Origin of the sequence: Arachidicoccus sp., assembly GCF_050436765.1 — a bacterium.
GTDB lineage: Bacteria > Bacteroidota > Bacteroidia > Chitinophagales > Chitinophagaceae > Arachidicoccus.
Genome location: NZ_JBNQGD010000092.1, coordinates 1 through 21,364 on the forward strand (window position 1 = coordinate 1; position 21,364 = coordinate 21,364).

12 protein-coding genes and 1 pseudogene are annotated in these 21,364 nt (G+C 39.4%); 8 read left to right on the plus strand and 5 right to left on the minus strand.

Annotated features, from left to right (window positions below; translation table 11 throughout):
* Positions 1-2,216 (minus strand): substrate-binding domain-containing protein (locus ACQR30_RS03885; protein WP_429731533.1); only part of this gene is annotated, 2,216 nt, incomplete at its 3' end.
* A 351-nt stretch (positions 2,217-2,567) separates the two neighbouring features.
* On the opposite strand from ACQR30_RS03885, the gene ACQR30_RS03890 reads away from it, so the two are divergent.
* The 8 genes from ACQR30_RS03890 (at position 2,568) to ACQR30_RS03925 (ending at position 14,747) form a co-directional block, all read left to right on the plus strand.
* Positions 2,568-3,896, plus strand: a complete 1,329-nt coding sequence (locus ACQR30_RS03890; RefSeq protein WP_429731535.1) for a sugar porter family MFS transporter — start codon at positions 2,568-2,570, stop codon at positions 3,894-3,896.
* A 12-nt stretch (positions 3,897-3,908) separates the two neighbouring features.
* Positions 3,909-4,826: a carbohydrate kinase family protein gene (locus tag ACQR30_RS03895; RefSeq protein WP_429731538.1), complete on the plus strand. Its 918-nt coding sequence runs from the start codon at positions 3,909-3,911 to the stop codon at positions 4,824-4,826.
* Between the two features lie 20 nt (positions 4,827-4,846).
* Positions 4,847-7,957, plus strand: coding sequence for a SusC/RagA family TonB-linked outer membrane protein (locus ACQR30_RS03900; protein ID WP_429731541.1), 3,111 nt, complete (start codon positions 4,847-4,849; stop codon positions 7,955-7,957).
* A 25-nt stretch (positions 7,958-7,982) separates the two neighbouring features.
* A complete protein-coding gene (locus ACQR30_RS03905; protein ID WP_429731544.1) occupies positions 7,983-9,722 on the plus strand; it encodes a RagB/SusD family nutrient uptake outer membrane protein in 1,740 nt (579 codons plus the stop codon).
* A gap of 36 nt (positions 9,723-9,758) precedes the next feature.
* Positions 9,759-11,150: a DUF4960 domain-containing protein gene (locus ACQR30_RS03910; protein WP_429731547.1), complete on the plus strand. Its 1,392-nt coding sequence runs from the start codon at positions 9,759-9,761 to the stop codon at positions 11,148-11,150.
* Between the two features lie 23 nt (positions 11,151-11,173).
* Complete coding sequence (locus tag ACQR30_RS03915) at positions 11,174-12,712, plus strand: family 43 glycosylhydrolase (RefSeq protein ID WP_429731550.1); 1,539 nt, start codon at positions 11,174-11,176, stop codon at positions 12,710-12,712.
* A gap of 81 nt (positions 12,713-12,793) precedes the next feature.
* On the plus strand, positions 12,794-13,222 hold the full coding sequence (locus ACQR30_RS03920) for a TlpA family protein disulfide reductase (RefSeq protein ID WP_429731553.1): 429 nt from the start codon (positions 12,794-12,796) through the stop codon (positions 13,220-13,222).
* A 10-nt stretch (positions 13,223-13,232) separates the two neighbouring features.
* On the plus strand, positions 13,233-14,747 hold the full coding sequence (locus ACQR30_RS03925; RefSeq protein ID WP_429731556.1) for a glycoside hydrolase family 32 protein: 1,515 nt from the start codon (positions 13,233-13,235) through the stop codon (positions 14,745-14,747).
* A gap of 403 nt (positions 14,748-15,150) precedes the next feature.
* On the opposite strand, the gene ACQR30_RS03930 is transcribed toward ACQR30_RS03925, so the two are convergent.
* The 4 genes and pseudogenes from ACQR30_RS03930 to ACQR30_RS03945 form a co-directional block, all read right to left on the minus strand.
* Positions 15,151-16,587: an exonuclease domain-containing protein gene (locus ACQR30_RS03930; protein WP_429731559.1), complete on the minus strand. Its 1,437-nt coding sequence runs from the start codon at positions 16,585-16,587 to the stop codon at positions 15,151-15,153.
* 3 nt (positions 16,588-16,590) lie between these two features.
* Positions 16,591-17,196, minus strand: a complete 606-nt coding sequence (locus tag ACQR30_RS03935; protein ID WP_429731562.1) for an alpha-ketoglutarate-dependent dioxygenase AlkB family protein — start codon at positions 17,194-17,196, stop codon at positions 16,591-16,593.
* Positions 17,197-17,204: 8 nt separating this feature from the next.
* A complete protein-coding gene (locus tag ACQR30_RS03940; RefSeq protein ID WP_429731565.1) occupies positions 17,205-20,441 on the minus strand; it encodes an error-prone DNA polymerase in 3,237 nt (1,078 codons plus the stop codon).
* Positions 20,401-21,364 (minus strand): annotated as a pseudogene (locus tag ACQR30_RS03945) (DNA polymerase Y family protein); the annotation flags it as partial. The gene ACQR30_RS03940 and the pseudogene ACQR30_RS03945, both read right to left, overlap by 41 nt.

Here is a 21,364-nt window from a genome sequence, read left to right on the forward strand (position 1 = left end):
CAGACGGGGGTCAGTTTCAAATGGCGGGAGGGGGTCAATTTAAGTGGGTTTTCCACCATACTAAGTCCTATGTTTCCTGTTGCGGCCTCATAAATATTATAATTGGGCGCTAATCTGTATTTTAAAAATCCTCGCAAATCGTCACTGTCTTCAATTAAAAGTATAGAGTATTCTTTAACCTCTAATTCTTGAAGTTCTTGTTGTAGTGAGACGGGCAATATGTCATTGGTATATGTTTTAATATCCTCTTGTCGTTGCTCTGAAGAAGTTGCATCTTCTTCTAAAATTTCATTGGGGTGTAAATGTGAATTGCCGATGGGTAGAAATATTTTAAAACTAGAACCTTGCCATTTCTTGCTTTCTAATTCGATTCGACCATGATGTAATTTTATTAATTCTTTTGATAAGGACAATCCTAAGCCACTTCCTTTATAAGTATTGCTGTTCCCCTGATAAAACAATTCAAAGGCATGTTTGGCGGTTTCTTCATCCATTCCAATGCCAGTATCTGCAATCTCTATAACGACCTCGTTCTTTTTTTCTGTTATATCTATGGTAACTTTTATAGAACCATTTATATTGGTAAATTTAAATGCATTAGATAGTAAATTAAACAAAACTTTGTCCAACATGTTTTTATCATACCATACGTTCAATTCTTTTAAATTATAATTTAAGCTCAATGCAATAGATTTCTTTTTCGCCATTTCGGAAAATGCATTTGTAATCTCAATAACAAAATTAATGAGATTGTTTTGTGTAGCTCTCAACGGCATCTTTTCATAATCGGCTTTCCTAAAATCAATCAATTGGTTTACTAGGCGCAAGAGTCTTAGCACATTTTTTTGTACCATTTCTAGGTTAGCTCTAGTAGAAAAATGCAATTTGGGAGAACTTAATATATCTTCAAGTGGACCTAAAATAAGGGTAAGGGGCGTTCTAAACTCATGAGATATGTTTGTGAAAAATAAAAATTTTGCTTCCGTCAACTCTTGGGTTTTTTCAGCCATTTCCAGGAGCTTATTTCTTTGAATCATAATCTCATTATTTTTTGCAGCGAGTTTGATATTTATTTTCCTATTTTTTCTTAGGATAAAATAAGTAATACAACCTAGAATAATAACAAGAATAAGGGCAATAATGAATATATTTAAAAGGATAGATTGGCTTCTATAAATATGTTGTTGTTTCTCTAGCAAAGATTGTTGCTTTTCAATATCGTTTTGTTGGGAATGGATTTTCTCTGCTTGTAACCTTAATGACCGAACATTTGATGAATCAATAACGAAGGTTTGTAACGTGTTTTCTTTGTTAAAAGGTTCTCCATTTAAAATTTTAAATGCTGTTTGAATTGCTTCTTCACCGCCAGTTGGATATAGAATTGTTGCATCCAGAATTTTATCATTTACTAGCTGTAAACCTCCACCTGGCCCTGCGAGACCATCGACTCCAATGAACTTAATCTTTTTTGTTATGCCTAATTTTTTGCAAGCTTCATATGCGCCTAGAGCCATGACATCATTTTGCGCAAATACAACATCCGCTTCAGATAATTTATCCTTGATTTTCATCAATTCTGTATAGGCTTCATCTTTTAACCAATTCCCGTAAACTGTAGCAGTGACTTTGATTCCGCTATATTGTTTTATAGCATAGCTAAATCCGGTTTGACGTTCAATTGCTGGAGAGGATCCAGCTCTTCCAATAATTTCAATTACATTCCCTTCTTTATTTAGAAGTTTGGCTATGTATTGGCCAGCTAATTCGCCAATTTTATTATTATCCGCTCCTACAAAACTGGTGTATAATTCAGAAGATGTTTTCCTATCTATAACCACTACCGGGATGCCTTTACTATAAGCTTCCTCGACTACATTTGTTAAAGGTTGGGCTTCGTTTGGAGAAATAAGGAGAAGGTCAACGTGTTGGTTAATTAAATCTCTAACCTGCTGAATTTGAAGATTGTTATCATCATGCGCATCTCGGTATAATAATTCAGTTCCTGGATGAAAAGAAAGCTCTCGCTTCATTCCTTCCAACATGGTCTTTCGCCAATTATCTTCACCTGTACATTGTGAAAAGCCTAGTTTAAAAGCTTTCTCTTGCTTCTGCGTGTTACAAGACTGTAACGCAGATAAAATGATCATAGAAAGTAAAACCAAGAAGCTTTTTTGCCTTAATAATATGTGAAACTTCAATGTTATTAATTTTCTCATTTGTAAGTCAATATTACGACTTTTAACACTTAAGCTGTTTTAATTATCATCTCTATATTTTATAATTTGTTAACAAATGTCCTATTGGAATGATTCTATTTTTATATGTTTTGTTATGAAATTGGAAATATATGCAACAATTTTATAAAATTTATACAATTGTAATTTATTGAATATATATAAATTGTTCATTAATAGCTAGGTAAGTTTTTTAAAAAATTTATCATTCTTTAAAAGTTAGATACATAATTAGAAGACAAACGATGATTTGTAAGCCTAAATTGTGGAACATTTTTAACAATTCAAAGATTTCAATTTTAGGAAATCGAAATTTATTTTAACAAATTACAAATGAAATTAAACAAAGTGTTTTTATGGTCTATTGTTATCGCACTAGGAGGATTTCTCTTTGGTTTTGATACAGCAGTAATTTCTGGGGCGGAACAAGCTATTCAGAAATATTGGTCACTTAGTCCTATTGAACAGGGATTAACTATCTCAATTGCACTTATAGGAACCATAATAGGTTCATTATTAGGAGCGGTACCATCTGATAAATTGGGGAGGAGAAATACTCTTTATATTATTGCTTCACTTTATTTACTTTCATCATTAGGTAGTGCACTTTCTATTAATTGGTATTTCTTTTTGTCTTTTCGTTTTTTAGGTGGTTTAGGAGTTGGTGCTTCATCAGTAACCGCCCCCATCTATATCTCCGAAATAGCCCCGGCAGAAAAACGGGGAAGGTTAGTTGCTTTATTTCAATTTAATGTAGTCTTTGGGATTTTAATCTCCTATCTGTCTAATTACCTGATTGGTTTATCCGGACACTCGTCTTGGAGATTTATGTTGGGCGTTCAAGTGTTCCCTTCTTTATTGTTTTTGGTTCTATTGAAATTCATCCCAGAAAGTCCTCGTTGGCTAATATTAAAAAAGAGAGATGTAAAAAAAGCGACAGACATACTAACAATTATCGACTCAAATACAGCTACATCCATTGTTGCATCTGTGCAGGCTGCAGCTAAAGAAGATAAGGCAGATATTCAGCATAGTTCACTTTTTTCGCAACGCAATAAAATGCCAATGATTCTTGCAATCTTGATTGCTGTATTCAATCAGGTTTCTGGAATAAATGCCATTATTTATTATGCTCCAAGAATATTTGAAATGACTGGTTTGGGTAAAAACTCTTCTTTGCTCTCGACAGCTGGTTTAGGACTTGTGAACTTTATTTTTACGCTAGTTGCTATGAAGTTTATTGATAAGGTAGGCAGGAGAACATTGATGTTTATTGGCTCAGTAGGTCTGATTCTTACATTAGGCATGGTGTCGTATTCTTTTTATGCGCATCTGAGTGGTTTGGCTGTTCCGCTTTATTTGTTTCTCTATATAGCATTTTTTGCTGTATCTCAGGGAGCTGTTATTTGGGTCTTTATCTCGGAGATTTTTCCTACACAAGTTAGAGCCAAAGGGCAAACTCTGGGAAGTACCACACACTGGACTATGGCAGCAATTATCACTTTTGTTTTTCCCTATCTCTCAGAAAAAGTAGGTGGGGGAAATACCTTTTTATTCTTTGCAATTATGATGTGCCTACAACTATTATTTGTGTGGAAATTAATGCCGGAAACTAAAGGGAAGTCATTAGAACAAATCGAGCATACATTGATATTACATTAAAAATTATTAAAAATGTTAGAACAAAAGAAACATCCTGTTATTTGTTTCGGAGAATGTCTTTGGGATATTCTGCCAAGTGGAAAAATGGTTGGTGGTGCGCCTATGAACGTGGCTTATCATCTACAAAAATTAGAGAAAAACCCTGCTGTTATATCTCGCATTGGCTATGATGAATTGGGTAATGAATTGATTAAAAGTTTTGAAGAGAAAAATGTTTGTACGGAATACTTTCAGGTAGATTATGATGTGCCAACTAGTACCGTTAAAGCTGAAGTTAGACCGGGAAATGAAGTTCATTTTGAGATTGTAAAAAATGTAGCTTGGGATTATATTGCTTTAGAAGAGAATTTAGAGGATTTGGTAAAGCAGGCCGATTATTTCGTGTATGGAAGCCTTGCAACAAGAAGCAAACAAACCCGGGATACCTTATTCGCCTTACTTGAAGTGGCAAATAACAAGGTTTTAGATATTAACTTACGTCCACCATTTTACAATAGAGATATTATTGAAAAATTACTTATCAATGCAAATTTTGCCAAACTAAATCTTGCTGAATTGGAATTAATCACTGGTTGGTTTTCACCATTGACAAAGGAAGAGGATCGTATAAAAACAATTAGGGACAGATTTAATTTGGACACGATTGTTATAACGAAAGGGGCTAAGGGGGCAATTTTAAACAAAGGTGGTGAATTTGTCTATTGTCAGGGACTTAAAATAAATGTTTGCGATACTATTGGGAGTGGGGATTCCTTTTTGGCTGCTATTATTTCAAAAACAATGGACAAGGTGCCGATTAATGAGGCTTTAGATTTTGCGAACAATCTAGCGGCTTTTGTGACCACTCAAAAAGGGGGGTGTCCAGAATATGATTTAAACGAGATAACGAAATTAAATATCTCTAAAAACGAATTTACTATTACGCAATAAAAAATAAAAAACCGAGTCATATGAAAAGTTTTCTAACATTGTTATTCTTGTTCATCTGCTGCATGAGTATGGCGCAACAAATACAGGTAAAAGGGATTGTAAAAGAAAAGCAATCACAGCTTCCCTTGGCCGGCGTTACTGTAAAGTCAGGAGACAAAGCAGTCTTTACAGATAATACGGGGCATTTTGAGATTTCTACCAAAGCGGGTGTTTTACTTAAGTTTACTTATATTGGCATGAATGCTCTTTCGATTAAAGTTCCCGAAAGTGGGTTTGTGTCTATTGAATTAACGCAAAACATCAATGATCTCAACCAGATTGTAGTAACGGGTTATACCCAAAAAAGGAAAAAAGACCTTATTGGCTCAGTATCGGTCGTGAATGTAGCCGATATGAACAAGCAGTCGACTGCCAACCCAATCAAAGGATTGCAAGGGCGTGTGCCGGGAGTTTCCATTACGAGCGATGGTAGCCCGAGTGGAAGTGGTACCAATATTTTAATTCGGGGTATAGGTACATTAAATAGCACCCAGCCTTTGTATGTAATAGATGGTGTTCCAACTACAGCGGGGATGCACGAACTGAATGCAAACGATATTGCCAGTATGCAGATTTTGAAAGACGCTTCCGCTGCAAGTATTTATGGCTCGCGCGCCGCCAATGGTGTTATTATTATCACAACGAAAAAAGGACGGTCTGGCAAGCTGTCTGTAGATTTTAATGGTTATAATTCAGCCTCTTATTATGCCAATAAAATTCCGATGCTTACCACTGGCGGCTATGGACAAGGATTGTGGCAGGCCGATATAAATAGTGGCATTGATCCCAATTCCAATAGTGTCGATTATAAATTTGATTGGAATTTGGATGCGAGTGGCAACCCTGTCTTGAACAAAATTATTGTTCCGCAATACCTTGACGCTGCCAAAACCGAAAAGGCTTCCAACACCAATTGGTTTAACCAGATTACGCATGTCGGACTTATTCAGAACTATGACCTTACCTTGTCTAACGGCAATCAAAAAGGAGATTACCTTTTATCTGGGGGATATTTCAATAATGATGGAATAATTAATACCACGCGTTTCAAGCGCTATTCTATGCGTCTGAATACGGACTATAAGTTATTTAATGACCGCGTAACTATAGGAGAAAACTTCACAGCTAACAAAACAACAGAAGGCTTACTGGCAGATCCCAATATTCTCAATACAGCTTTGCAAGCCCTGCCAATTATTCCTGTAAATACTGTTTCAGGTGGATGGGGAGGTCCGATAGGGGGTATGAATGACCGCCAAAATCCGGTGCGTATGCTGGAGGATAATAAAAATAATCATTATAATTATATACGCATATTTGGAAATGCGTATGCTGATATAAAGCTATTTAAAGGGCTAATATTTCATAGTAGTTATGGTATTGATTATGGGAACTATAATGCTCATTCTTTTACCAAGAAATATCAATCGGGTTATTTAAAAAATGATGATAATTGGCTTACTTTAACGCAGAGCCAATCGACTAAAGAAACCTTTACTAATACCCTGAATTATGTACGTGACTTTAATAAGCATCATATAGATGTATTGGCCGGTACAGAGTATTATCATGATGACGAGCAAAATTTTTCGACAACCAGACACGGATTCGATTCAGAAAGTCCGGACTACACCTATATTGATGCCGGTACCGGAACTGTAACAAGTACAGGTAACGGAAGTGAATATGCTTTGTTTTCTCTTTTTGGCAAGGTTAATTATTCTTATAGCGATCGCTATCTTGCTTCCTTTACTTTACGTCGGGATGGGTCATCACGGTTTGGTAAAAATAACCGATACGGTGTATTTCCTGCTTTTTCTGCGGGTTGGCGTTTAAGTCAGGAGAAATTTTTCAAAAATACGAAAGCGCTTAATTTTATTAATGATTTAAAATTAAGGTACGGATGGGGCCAAACCGGTAATCAGGAGATTGATAATAATGCACAATTTGACCTGTATTCGACTAGTTATGCAGGTGTAAACATAGACCCTACCTGGGGGCCTTCACTTGGAACGGCCTATGATATTACTGGAGCAGGTAGTGGCACCTTATCTTCGGGATATATCCAGACACAAACCGGTAACAACAGCATTAGATGGGAAACAAGTACCATGTCGAACTGGGGTGCGGATTTCGGGTTCTTCAATAATAAAATCGTGGCAAGTGTCGATTATTATATCAAGCAAACTAAAGATATTCTTATCAAGCCACCGTATATAGCTGTTAAAGGCGAGGGCGGCGGCCAGTGGGTAAATGGTGCGTCTGTAGAAAATAAAGGAATAGAAGCCGTGGTTACTTATAACGGCAGCATCAATAAAAATTTGACATTTGCTGTTACTGGAAATATTTCAAATTATCGTAACCAGGTAACCTATTTGCCACAATCTGTTTTGTATAGTTATGGCGGTAATGGATTGGACCAAAATATATTAGGCAGGTCGTTGGGCAGCTATTATGCTTATGTTGCCGACGGCTTGTTCCGCACACAAAAAGAGTTGGACGAAAGTGCTGCTCAGCCGGGAAAGGGATTAGGACGTATTCGTTATAAAGACTTGAACGGAGATGGCGTAATCGACATTAATGACCAAACTTGGGTAGGTTCGCCACAGCCTAAGTTTGCCTATGGGCTGAATATTTCTGTAACTTATAAAAACTTTGATTTTTCGGCTTTCATACAAGGAGTATATGGCAATACCATTGTAAACACTCAGAAGTATAGCACAGATTTTTGGAGTGTATCTGAAACGGGTTCCAACAAGGGCGCAAGGTTATTACAAGCGTGGTCGCCTTCAAACCCAAATTCAACTATTCCCGCTCTTACAGCAATCGATAATAATAACGAAAGCCGCTTCTCTACTTATTTTCTTGAAAAAGGTAGTTATACTAAACTCCGCAACCTGCAAATAGGTTATACACTACCGAAAAAAATATTGAAAAAAATGAAGCTGAATAAATTCCGCATTTATATTGGAGGAGACAACCTGTGGATTATTACAAAGAGTAAGACATTCACCGGAATCGATCCGGAAACTCCGGGGTATGGTTATCCTAATCCAAGGGTCTTTACCGGTGGTATTGATATTTCGCTTTAATTTTTATTATAAAAACCTATTCATTATGAAATATAATATAGATAAATATAGCCTTTATAAAAGATGTAGACCGTTTTGCAAAACTTTTCTTCTTTTGGCTATGGGTACTGTTTTCTTTTTGACATCTTGCAAAAAGCAATTAGACATTTCTCCCAAGGGTGTTGTGAGCCAAGAGCAGGTAAATACGCCGGAAGGAGCAGAAAAATTAGTTATTGCTGCTTATGCCCAATTGGGAAATGACCATTATGACCAGGCTTTCAGCCTTTGGGAATATGGCGATGTGCGAGCAGACGATGCTTATAAAGGAGGAAGGGATGCCTCAGATATTCAGGATTTCCATTTTATAGAAACCTGGTCCAATACGCTCGTTAATTTTGGTGAGGTGGATGCTCTCTGGTATAACCTTTATATCGGAATTTCCCGGGTCAATGCAGCACTGAATGCTATTGAATCGCTCGACAAAAGTGTTTATCCATTAAAGAATCAGCGCATGGCAGAAATGCGTTTTTTAAGGGCGCATTGGTATTTTCAACTAAAAATACTTTTTAAGTACGTTCCTTACATTGATGAAAATGTTCCAAGAGACTTGTACGATACAGTTGGTAATCGGACATACAGCAATGATGAGTTATGGCAAAAAATTGCCGATGACTTTCAATATGCCGCCGAAAATTTGCCAGAAACAAAAACGGATATAGGGCGTCCGGATAAGGCCGCAGCTTATGCTTATCTCGCCAAAACAAAATTGTATCAGGCTTATATGCAAGACGAAAAAAATAATGTAGTTGAGATTAATAAAGATGATTTGCAGGCAGTGGTAGATGCTACTTCTAAAGTAATGTCTTACTCACAGTATGGCTTAGATAATGATTTTGGTGATAATTTTTTGCAAGGCGTGTCGGATAAAGAATCTATATGGGCAGTCCAGTTTTCCGTTGATGATGGAACTATGTTTGGCCGCCTGAATTTTGGTGATGTATTAAGTACGCCACAAGGCATTGGATGTTGCGATTTTAAAAAGCCTAGCCAAAATTTGGTCAATGCGTTTAAAACAGATGCTAATGGTTTGCCGCTTTTTGATACTTACAATAATAGTGATGTAAACCCTTCGACAGATAATATTGACCCACGTTTGGATCATACGGTGGCTATTCCCGGGCGAACTTGGAAATATGACCCTTTGGTTATTTATGAAGATAGTTGGAACCGCTCACCGGACATTTACGGACATTATGCTTCTTTAAAAGAAAATGTAAAAAAAGATGATTATATACAAGTCGGACCTTTTTATGCAAATACAAAACACCGTGTAATATTGCGATATGCAGATGTGTTACTATTTAGGGCGGAAGCGTTAATTGAACTTGGTAGGCAGAATGAGGCATTGCCGTTGATAAACGAATTGCGTACAAGGGCTGCTGCAAGTAATTCGTTATTGGTAGATGCTGCTGATAATCCGGAAGGTCATTACCTTGTTAAGCCTTATGTGAACGGTGTAAATATTAACTGGACGCAAGATAATGCCCGGATAGCATTTAGGTTTGAACGCCGCCTTGAAATGGCCGAAGAAGGTAGCCGTTTTTTCGACCTCGTACGTTGGGGTGTCGCTGACCAGGTTTTAAACGCTTTTGTAGGTGTAGAAAAAACCAAATGGCCATTTTTAAACGATGCGCATTTTACCAAAAACAAGAACGAATATTTGCCTATTCCATTGAATCAAATACAATTTAGTAAGAATCTCTACAAGCAGAATTACGGTTATTAATATATTTTGATTATTCAAAAAATAAAAAAGAAACAGATGAAAAAAAATACTTTATTATATATGCTGATTATGCTGTTGGTAGGTATTTCGGCTTGCAAGAAAGAGCCTTATCGCGGGTCGGTACTCGATTTGAACGCCAATGTAAAAATTCAAAAATTTACTGTTGGTTCTGTACAGGGAACAATAAATGATTCCGCAGGAACTATTGCTCTTGTATTTCCCTTTGGTCAAGACAGAAGTGCCGTCGTTCCTTCGATTGAAGTTCCTTCCGGAGCAAGTGTTACACCCGCAAGTGGAGAATCGGTAAACCTCACTAATCCGGTACAATTTCAAGTTATTAACGGCAATCTCTCCAATAAATATGCAGTTTCTTCTTCCGAAGAAAAAGCGATTCTTTCCTTTGTCGTTGCAGGAGACTCTGCACAAATTGACAATAGCGCAAGAACAATTACTGCAATGGTGCCATCGGGAACAAATCTTACTACGCTTGTTCCCCATATTACACTGGCAGACGGAGCATCCGTCTCACCCATCGCAGGACAAACAGTTGATTTTACAAATTCGGTTACCTATAAGATAACGATGGGCGGTGTTACAATCAATTATGCAGTAACTATTACGACTCCTGAGAAGATCGCTTTCCTAAGTAAGGCAAGTACGCCAAGTGATTTAAATGACCCCGATGAAAAAGCGGCTTGGAATTGGCTCAAAACCGATAACCCAGAAGCTCAGTTTGTGTCATTCGACGATATTAAAAGTGGAAATGTAGATTTGAGCTCATTTACTGTGATATGGTGGCACGAAGACAGCACACAATCGCTGCCTTCGATAGCATTTGATCCAAATGTATTGTCTTCATTGAAAAACTATTATGCAGGCGGCGGCTCGTTTTTACTCACGACTTATGGAGCTTTTTATGTTGAAGCATTGGGAATTGTACCCGCCGGAAAAGGCCCTAATAATGCCTTTGGAGATCCTATTGGAAATCAATCGGTTGACCCTGTTAATTCATGGGGTATTTCATTTAAAGGCCATGAGTCGCATCCGGCGTTTGCGGGTCTTACTTTAACCTCCGATAAACCTTATCCAACTGCCTATTTCTTGTCGGCGGGAGTATACAGGCTTAACCATACGGCACAATGGTACATTCCGGATTGGGGCGGTTATGGCACACCGGCAGGTTGGCGCGAACAAACCGGAGGTATAGACTTGGGGAGTACCGAGTGGGATGTCGACCACGCTACGGTTGTTACAATGGCAGAGTTTCCAAGAACTGTTTCTCATGGCGCGGCAATTGTTATTTGTGGCGGATGTTATGATTGGTATTCGGAAGCCAATCCGTCCAATTCGGCAGATCAGCCTGCGAATACCTATTTGTCTAATATTCAAAGAATGACACATAACGTACTTGGTTATCTTAGTAAATAGAATTTACATAAACAAAAAAATAGATGATGATGTTATCCATAAAAAATATATTTCCGGCTATGGCGCTGTTTGGAGCAATTGCCTTCCAGGCATGCAGCAAAAGCAATATAAGCGTTAATAAAGAAGATATTTTCAACCCGGTGTCCTTCTTTCCGGTGCCGCCAACTATCTGGCTTTCTTTTCAAGGTGATACTTATTATTCATCGGGATATGTGGGCGATGTTATGCCTTATTTTGAGAATGATTCGTTTCATATTTTTTATTTGCACGATGGGGATGCCAAGGGTGGCTATCATCCGATACATGAATTTAGTACGGTTGATTTACTGCATTATAATTACAATGGGAAAATGATTCCTTATGGCAGCGACAGCGCACAGGACAGAGCCCCCGGAACAGGTTCTGTAATAAAAGAAGGCAACACTTATTATTTCTTTTATACCGGGCATAACGATTTGCATTGGAGTACGGGACAACCCGTAGAGGGGATAATGTATGCAACAAGTACTGACTTGCAAAACTGGACAAAACATTCTGGGTTTGTAATGTACCCTTCTACTAATAATGGTTATGCACCAAACGATTTTAGAGACCCCTTTGTATTTTTCAACAATGAAACAAATGAGTATTGGATGTTGGTTTCTACGTTTAGAAATAACATACCCGTAATTGCTTTATATACCACCAATGACCTTTCTTCGGATAATTGGACACTGAAAAGCCCATTTTTTACAACAGATAATAACAGTTATGGGGTAATGGAATGTCCCGATGTATTTAAAATGGGCAATTACTGGTATTTTATTTTCTCGGAAAATGGCGTGAACCACACGACCCACTATCGGATGGCTGCATCACTAAATGGGCCATGGATAAAACCGGCAATAGACGTATTGGATGGTGCATTTTTTTATGCCGGGAAAACAGCCTCTAACGGCACAAACCGCTATCTTTTCGGCTGGGTTTATCGTAAATCGGGAGAAACAGATTATGGCGGAAATATATGGGGCGGGAATCTGGTTACTCATCAATTAGCCCAAAATACTGATGGCACATTATCCGTTCAGATTCCAGAAACTGTCACAGATTTGCTTTCCGAGAACGAAAGCCCTACTCAAGACAGTACCTTTAATGCAAATGTCAATGGCAACAGTTACACTTTGCAGGCGAATGGTTTTGTAGGTTTTGGCCTGATAAATGGCCAGAAAAAAATTACTACTGTTATCAAAGGGTTGCAAACTGGTAGTGATGCAGGCTTTGCATTTGGCTACGGTCGAACTGGTAGTGGCGATTATTATAAATTGCGCATTAAAGATGGTATGGCATATTTTCTAAAAGTTCAAGGAGCAGATGAATATGTTGATTGTCAAGTTCCTTTTAGTTTTACTCCGGGGAATGATATAAATGTAAGTATTGTAATAGACAATACCATAATTGCAATAACCATCAATGGTAAAACTACGCTGACAGACCGAATGTATTGGTTGCCTAATGCAAAATGGGGTATCTATTCTATGCAATCCGGGGCAGGTTTTAGTAATTTACAATTGTTTTCTTTTTAACTAAGTCATGTAAATCAAATGAGATACTATAGAAAAATTGTAATTGTAATATTTGTGTTATGCACTGCTTGTTGCGCAATAATGGCGCAGAATAATAGAGGTATGCCGCTCTTTAAAATAAGGCTGACTAATGAGAGGGGGTTTACTTATAAAGATATAAAAAAGGATATACCTGTTGTGCTTATATATTTTTCTCCTACCTGCGACCATTGCGAGGCGTTTGCAAGAGAGCTTGTAAAGCATGAAAAAGCATTGCAGAAAAAGCAAATTGTGATGGTGTGTTGGGAAGATTTGAATCAGGCAAAACAGTTTGATACTGCTTTTAAATTATCTTCTCATTCCAATATTAAAATAGGCTCGGAGGGTTACTCTTTTACGGTTCAGAAATATTTTAATATACAGCATTACCCGTTTATTGCATTTTACGATTCTCGCGGGCAGCTTGTAAAAACTGTAGACGGCGTAAGTCGACAACCCTCAAAATTAGTTTCGGCAATTATTAATTTTTAATTCAAACATTATGTGTTACAAAAAATACTTTCTTTGGCTACTTTTTATGGCATTTTTTGCGGCTGGGAATGCGCAGAAAAATACAGCAGATTACCACGAAAAGTACCGTCCCCAAATACATTTCTCCCCCCAAGAACACTGGACGAATGATCCTAATGGAATGGTTTATTATCATGGTGTTTATCATCTTTTCTTTCAATATTACCCTGATGGTACAACTTGGGGACCTATGCATTGGGGGCACGCAATCAGTAAAGATTTAGTCCATTGGAAACAGCAGCCAATAGCTTTGTTTCCCGATAGTTTAGGCTATATATTTTCTGGCAGTGCGGTGGTAGATAAAAACAATACTTCTGACTTTGGGAAAGAGGGGAAAGTTCCATTGGTTGCCATATTTACCCAACACGATCCTGTTCGAGAAAAGGAAGGCAAAACTGATTTTCAAAACCAAAGCATCGCTTATAGCTTGGACAACGGAAAAACATGGACAAAATATGCAATGAGCCCTGTGTTGAAAAACCCTGGTATCACAGACTTTCGCGATCCCAAAGTAAGTTGGTATGAACCAGAAAAAAAATGGGTAATGACATTGGCGACTAAAGACCACGTTACATTTTATTCCTCTCTAGATTTAAAAAACTGGAAAAAAGAAAGTGAGTTCGGCAAAAGCTTAGGTGCGCATGGTGGTGTATGGGAATGCCCCGATTTGTTTCCAATTAATTATAAGGGTAGAAAGTTGTGGGCTTTATTGGTAAGCATTAATCCTGGAGGTCCAAACAAAGGATCTGCCACGCAGTATTTTATTGGGGATTTTGATGGAAAAAGATTTACAACAGATGATACAACAATGAAGTGGATTGATTATGGACCGGATGATTATGCTGGAGTGCTTTGGAGTAATACAGGGAAAAGAAGAATATTTTTAGGTTGGATGAGTAATTGGTTGTATGCCAATGTAGTTCCTACACAAAGATGGCGCGGCGCAATGACAATTCCGAGAGATTTGGGAGTTGAAAAAATTGAAAATGAATATTATCTTACTTCAACGCCTGTAAGAGAATTAGAAAAACTAAATACAAAAAGCATAGTTTCAAAAAAGGATATTACAGCAAATTATAGCCTCTCCTCAAAATTATTGGCTAGCCCTTTACGTTTAAGCTTACGGCTAAATAAGGTGGCAGATTTTTCACTGACCTTCAAAAATGACAAAGATGAGAAATTGGTAATTGGTTATAAGAAAGGTACTAAACAATTTTTTATAGACCGTACAAAAGCAGGTCAAACCGCTTTCTCAAAAGAATTTGCTGGAGTTGCCTTTGCGCCAAGAATATCTAGAGATAAACATTTGCAGCTGACATTAATAATGGATAAAACTTCAGTTGAATTATTTGCAGATGGGGGCCTTACAACTATGACTGAAATATTTTTCCCCAGTGGAGCAATGTCACAGTTAGAAATTCATTCGGGCAAAGACGTGAAAATAAATAAGTTCGATGTAACAGCTCTGAAAAGTATTTGGAACTAATTGCCACTTAAACTTAGTTCGACTTAGTAGGAATAATTGACGGTTGGACATATGTATTGTTCTACGCCACTCTTGTGCAAGCAAAAGATAAAGGATAAATGAGGTCAATCGACAAATGGAATGATATAGCCGTTTGATCATTATGTAAACTGTGGTGATATTTCTGTTTAATCTGCTTCATTCTGTGAACAGAATATAATTAGCCTTATCCTTTTTATAAAAAGGAGCGTAAAACCCATCCATCTCTTTAGCGTGGATGGGCAACAAATCCAAAAGTGTGGCTAACATAGGAATAGAGGCGATATATGATAGCTTAGCTCTAAATCACAGCATGGGCTGGTAGGAAAAATATTAGCTGAAAACGCCTGCATTTGCGGCATATTAAAGGGTTAAAATTCACAAGTTAATTGATTTCAATTTCAGATAATTCTTCTGTCTTTTTTTGATCTGTATTTAATTGATACACCTTGTTTGGATACTTACACATAAAAGAAATCAAGAGCTGCATGATATAATGGCTGCCGGGGTACCGTGTCAGCGAGTCTTTGATATCATCCATCGAATTTATATCTGCATCGTTGCTGATATAACCCATTGCGTAAAAGTTGCCGTTCTCTACCCAAATGCAACTTTTCTCATTGCTATCCCTTCCTTTATCCGAGATATAAAAACCCGGCATATCATCTTTTAAACAAGCAAGCGCTTCTACTACTTTCTTATTGTATATTTCGATTCCTTGATTAGCCGTACATAGCAAATCATTTTTCTTGTCCACTAATTCGCATAGTTCGCAGCTTGACAAGCGACAAAGGCTTGCACATAAACCAAAACGCCTTGTCAATTCCCGCAATTTATTGATGCCACCTTCTCTTGTGGTAAACACCTGTATGGGTAAATGACTTTTATTGTATTTGCCAATGAATAACCTTCTGTAGCCCTGTAAATCTTCATATTGGAATAACCCGAATTTCGGCTCGTATTTTTTTAAAGCCCGATTATATTTCGGCCATATTCTTTTTATCTCTATCGCTTCCAAGATAAAGGCCATCAGTTCCGTGCCACATAATTCGTAAGAAACAGAAAAGATTTCGCGCAGGAAGTTTTGCCGTTGCGGGTTGATGTTGTGTCCGGTAAAATGCTGTGCTACACGTTTACGCAGATCTTTCGCTTTACCAACATAGATAGCCTTCCCTTTATTATCTCTAAAATAATATACGCCAGGCTTATTGGGTAAAGCTTCAAAGTCTTCCTTCGGCAAATTAGGTGGCAACTGTTGCTCCTTGCTGCCTTTTTTAAGCATTGCCTCAATAATGCCTTCTGTATCCCATTCCAATAACTTTTGAAATAAGACAACTGTAGCATCTACATCACCGCCGGCCCTGTGGCGGCTTGCTATTTCAATACCCAAAGCATCACACAAATTTCCTAAGCTGTATGAGCGCAATCCCGGCTTTATTTTTCGCGCCATGCGGACTGTGCAGAGCTTTTGTGCTGCATAACTATACCCTGCATTATCCAAATGATGTTTTAAAAAAGAATAATCAAAATTGACGTTATGTGCGACAAATATTCTTTCGTTCAGCATTGTATAAACATCTTTGGCAATCTCTTCAAATGACGGACTGTCGCAGACCATTTCATAATCAATGCCGGTAAGCGCAGTGATATAAAACGGAATATTGTGAGACGGCCGTACCAGCGTTTCATAACTGTCAATTATTTTATTACCGTCAAATATGCGTATGGCAATTTCGGTAATGCTGCTGCCTGCCGCATAACCGCCTGTGGTTTCTATATCCACGATGGCATATTCAACCATATTTTCTTTTTTATGTGCCATAGTTTAACAAATTGTCCTGAATGTCAGACTGATTCTTAATTGGGTTACACGTTTTGTTACCGGTAAGGTATGCAACCAGCAGGTCTGTGTTTTACCTTCCATAATGAGCAGGCTTCCGTGTTCCAAAAGCACTTCCACTTTTTCACCTGTTTGTTTATGCTTAAAGATAAACCTTCTTTCCGCACCCAAACTAAGCGATGCAATGGCACCGTCTTTTTTAAGGTCGGCTTCGCCGTCACTATGCCAGCCTACGCCTTCTTCTCCGTTATGATACAGATTCATGAGGCAGGAGTTATAGGTTTCACCGCTTTGACTTTCAATCAGGCTCTTTAATTCCAGGAGTTCCTTCGTCCAGGGTAAAGCCTGTTTGGTATTATTGGAATAGGTGTATTCAAAAGGCTGGTCACCATACCAGGCAACTTTTCTTTTGGTAATAACTTTCTTTCCAAATATTACCGCTTCATCATTGCGCCATGCTATTGTTGCAAGTAAACAACCGAGGTACTTGTCAGCGTTTTCCTTTGGCAAGACCTTGCCGTAATAATGGACGATGCCGTCTGTGGGCAAAAGGTTTTTTGTTTTATCGATCATCTTGTCGAACAATTCCATTTTTTTCTCTATTTAAAGTTACGCCCTTCTGGGAATATGGTTCCTTGTATGACTTTTTGGGAGCCCTTTTTGTGATTGCTTTTTTTCTGCTGTCCGGTGGCCGTTGTTTCATTCATCCGGTTTAATAATGCAGAAAAATCAAAAAGCTGTTCCGCAATAACGTGTATCACTTCGCCTTCTTTTTGCAGCTTGCCTTCCACTACCAAGAGCTTCGCGCTCAAAATCTGCTTACGATAATAGTCAAATTTATTTTTGAATACGACCAGGTTGGCAATGCCCGTTTCATCTTCAAGTGTGATAAAGCAGATATTCTTTGCCGTTCCGGGCCTTTGCTTTACCAATACCAAGCCCGCGACTCGTACCAATGTACCGTCCGGCCAGAGTTCCAGCTCTTTGGTTGTTAATATACTGCGTTTGAATAATTCACGGCGGATAAAACTTACCGGATGCGATTTTAAAGAAAAGGACAGGCTGCTGTAATCCTGCAATACGTGCTCGGATAAAGGCATTTGCGGAAGATCCACTTCCTCTTCTTTATCGTTAGATGTTCCTTTAAATAGGCCATTGGGTACAGTCCCCAGCGCCGATACTTCCCAAAGTGCCTGCCTGCGGTCCAGCCCGATGGAGCGAAAACTGTCCGCATCTGCAAGCCTTTCCATCGCCGCTATGGATACGCCTGCATCATGCAGTTGCGTAATGGTGATAAATGGCTTATTGCGCGCTAAAAGCAAAAGCTGTATGTCATCTTCTGAAAGTCCTTTGACCTGCCGGAATCCTAAACGCAGAGTGCAATATTTTCCTGCCTTTTCTTCTAATGTATTATCCCAAGCGGAATAGTTAATATCTACGGGCCTCATTTGCACCCCATGTTTCCTCGCATCAATGATAATTTGTGCAGGCTGGTAAAAACCCATCGGCAGGCTGTTCAGCAAGGCAGTGGAAAAAACATCCGGATAATAATACTTCAGCCAGGAAGAGATATAGACCAATAAGGCGAAGCTGGCAGCGTGGCTTTCCGGGAAACCATAACTTCCGAAGCCTTCGAGCTGCCGAAATACGCGTTTGGCAAAATCTTCTTTATAGCCTTTAGCCATCATTCCGGTAATCAGTTTTTTTTCCCAATCGCTGACTTTGCCTTTTGCTTTAAAGGTAGCCATGCTGCGTCGTAGCCCATCTGCCTCTGCGGGTGTAAAGCCTGCCGCTACAATAGCGATCTCCATTGCCTGCTCCTGAAATAAAGGAACACCTAATGTACGTCCCAATATTTCTTCGAGTTCTTTGGAAGGATATTCTATCGGCTCCTGCCCGTTGCGTCTTCTTAAATAAGGATGCACCATATCGCCCTGTATCGGGCCGGGACGCACGATGGCGACTTCTATGACCAGATCGTAAAAACATGTAGGCTTTAATCTTGGTAGCATAGACATCTGCGCGCGACTTTCTATCTGAAATACGCCGATAGTATCCGCGTGCGACACCATCTCATATACTTTCGGATCATCTTGCGGAATGTTGGCTAAGGTCAGTTCCAAGCCGTAGTGTTGCTTTGCTAAGTCAAAGGCTTTGCGGATGCAGGTAAGCATACCTAGTGCCAGCACGTCCACCTTTAAAAAGCCCAATGCTTCTATATCGTCTTTGTTCCATTCGATATTGGTGCGGTCTTCCATGCGGGCATTGAGTATAGGACATAGATCGGATAGCCTGCCTTGTGCGATCACAAAGCCGCCGGTATGCTGCCCCAATTGACGAGGGAAACCTACATATTGTTCCGTTAGTTCCAATACTTTTTTCAGGTGTGCATCATTGGTATGAAAACCATGTGAAGTCTTTTGCTGTTTCCCGGTATACCAGTCCTCGGTAAATTCCCAAAGGGATTTAGAAAGCTGGTTAATCGTATCTACTGATAAGCCCATTACTTTGCCCACATCGCGTATCGCGCCTTTATGGTGTAGCTGTGTAACGGTCGCTACAATGCCCGCCCTGTCGCGACCATATTTGTTATAGATATACTGCATCACTTCTTCCCGACGCTCATGTTCAAAATCCACATCAATATCCGGTGGCTCATCGCGTGCATCGGACATAAAGCGTGCAAACAATAATTTGAATTTAGATGGATCTACAGAAGTTACGCCTAAACAAAAACAGATGACAGAGTTAGCCGCAGAACCACGACCCTGGCATAAGATGTTCTGGCTGCGGGCAAAACGCACATAATCATACACGGTTAAAAAATAGGAAGCATAATTCTTCCGCTTAATAAAATCCAATTCATACTGGATGGTTTGCTGAATGTTGGAAGGGAGAATATCGCCAAACTTTTCTTTGGCTCCCTGCCAGGTCAATAACTCCAATTCTTGCTGCGGTGTTCTGCCTTCGATACTTAGTTCCTCTGGATAGATATATTGCAGATCATCCAGTGAAAATGTACAGGCTTTGGCAATGGCCAATGCATTATCTATGGCTTCAGGATATTGGCGAAACAGACGGTGCATTTCTGTAACAGATTTCATATGCCGCTCCGCATTTTGTTCCAAACGGTAACCTGCTGTATGGATGGTGCATTTTTCACGTATGCAGGTTAGCACATCCTGTAATTGCCGGCGCTCCGGTGAATGGTAATGCACATCATTACAGGCGACCATCGGGATATTGAATTTAACGGATAACCGATGAATACGGGAAAGCCGTTTACTGTCCAATCCATTATAAGACCGTGTAGCAGCGACGTACAGACTGTCGCCCAAATATTGTTTGTATTGCTGCACTGATCTATAAAAATCAGTTTCAAAGTCAAAGTCATTGTTCAATGAAGCGGGCGGTACAATGACAAACAGTATTTCTTTTTTATAAGGGCATACGTCGGCAATATATAAGAGACAACTTCCTTTTTCTGTCCGCAGGTTACCTTCCGTAAGTAATCCTGAAAGGCCTGCATAAGCCACTTTGGTCGTTGGATAAGCCAGCAAAGATGGCCCGTCCTGTAGGTCCAGACGACAGGCGGGAATGTAACGGATGCCTGCCTTTTTAGCCGTTACGTGTGCGCGGACAATGCCTGCCAGCGTATTGCGATCTGTAATAGCCATCGCTGTATAGCCCAAATGTGCGGCATACGCCACCAGTTCCTCCGGGTGGGATCCGCCACGAAGAAAAGAAAAATTGGATGTTATATTGAGTTCAACGTATTCCATTGCTTTGTTATATTCAGGCAAAGAATCCATGCAGATACCAGGCCGATAATTCATTATTAAAATGCCCCGAACGGAAGAGCCAATATCTTATCCCGTTTTCATCTTCCACACAGTAATAATCCCGGTGTAGCCCGTCGCCCAGCCACCATTCCTGTTCGATACGTTCCGGACCGTCGGCTTTGATGACGCGGTAGGGTTGGCCTTTATAACGGAACAACAATGGCGGATAATCCGGTATGGGTACAGTTACTTCTATTTTTTCCGGTACGGGCAGTAGACAGATGGGGCGCAATCTGTCGGTACGCCATGACGTTGTCGGCTTTTCCTGTAAGTCGGCTGCTTCTTTGTAAGAACGCTCCGGCCAGTGATGTTCATCAGGCAGGTAACGGTGTATCTTATCTTGTCCAAGCTTGCCTGCGATTTTATCCAATAGTTCCGCTATCGCTTTTTCATCATTGCCTGCAACATTCCATAATAGTTCTTTGGTGACAGTCAGTTGCTCGGTTAGCGTTGCTTCAAGCAAAAACAATTCTATGCCCAATGCCGGTCGGATAGTAGGTATCTTCAGTTCAAACAATTTAAACAAATGCGCGGCACTGCGCGACGGGTGGCTGGTGCTAAGGGTTATATATTGCACTTCATTATCTACCCGGTGGCAGCTAAGCACCGCGGTACGCAAGCCTTTACTTTCTTTATAGAGCCGCAGGCATAGTTTATTCAGTAATATCTGAATAGCTATTTCAATGCCCTTTGCAGTGCGGATAGGGTCTAAGCAGGGTAGTCTTTCTTCATAAGGAGCTATAGGATGCACCGGCTGCATGGCTTGCGCAACAAGGCCCAAAGCCTGATCTATGCGGGTAAGTATTTCTTGTCCGAAACGCCGTCTTAATATTGTTCGCGGCATATCTATAAAGCTGCCGATGGTATATAATCCTAGCTTATGGAGTCTGTCTATAACGGTTTGTTCCAGTCTTAGT

Excerpts from the sequence above, each read along its gene's own strand:
- ACQR30_RS03890 (WP_429731535.1), top strand. The coding sequence starts at position 2,568 with ATGAAATTAAACAAAGTGTTTTTATGGTCTATTGTTATCGCACTAGGA.
- ACQR30_RS03895 (WP_429731538.1), top strand. The coding sequence starts at position 3,909 with ATGTTAGAACAAAAGAAACATCCTGTTATTTGTTTCGGAGAATGTCTT.
- ACQR30_RS03900 (WP_429731541.1), top strand. The coding sequence starts at position 4,847 with ATGAAAAGTTTTCTAACATTGTTATTCTTGTTCATCTGCTGCATGAGT.
- ACQR30_RS03905 (WP_429731544.1), top strand. The coding sequence starts at position 7,983 with ATGAAATATAATATAGATAAATATAGCCTTTATAAAAGATGTAGACCG.
- ACQR30_RS03910 (WP_429731547.1), top strand. The coding sequence starts at position 9,759 with ATGAAAAAAAATACTTTATTATATATGCTGATTATGCTGTTGGTAGGT.
- ACQR30_RS03915 (WP_429731550.1), top strand. The coding sequence starts at position 11,174 with ATGATGATGTTATCCATAAAAAATATATTTCCGGCTATGGCGCTGTTT.
- ACQR30_RS03920 (WP_429731553.1), top strand. The coding sequence starts at position 12,794 with ATGGCGCAGAATAATAGAGGTATGCCGCTCTTTAAAATAAGGCTGACT.
- ACQR30_RS03925 (WP_429731556.1), top strand. The coding sequence starts at position 13,233 with ATGTGTTACAAAAAATACTTTCTTTGGCTACTTTTTATGGCATTTTTT.
- ACQR30_RS03930 (WP_429731559.1), bottom strand. The coding sequence starts at position 16,587 with ATGGCACATAAAAAAGAAAATATGGTTGAATATGCCATCGTGGATATA.
- ACQR30_RS03935 (WP_429731562.1), bottom strand. The coding sequence starts at position 17,196 with ATGGAATTGTTCGACAAGATGATCGATAAAACAAAAAACCTTTTGCCC.
- ACQR30_RS03940 (WP_429731565.1), bottom strand. The coding sequence starts at position 20,441 with ATGAATTATCGGCCTGGTATCTGCATGGATTCTTTGCCTGAATATAAC.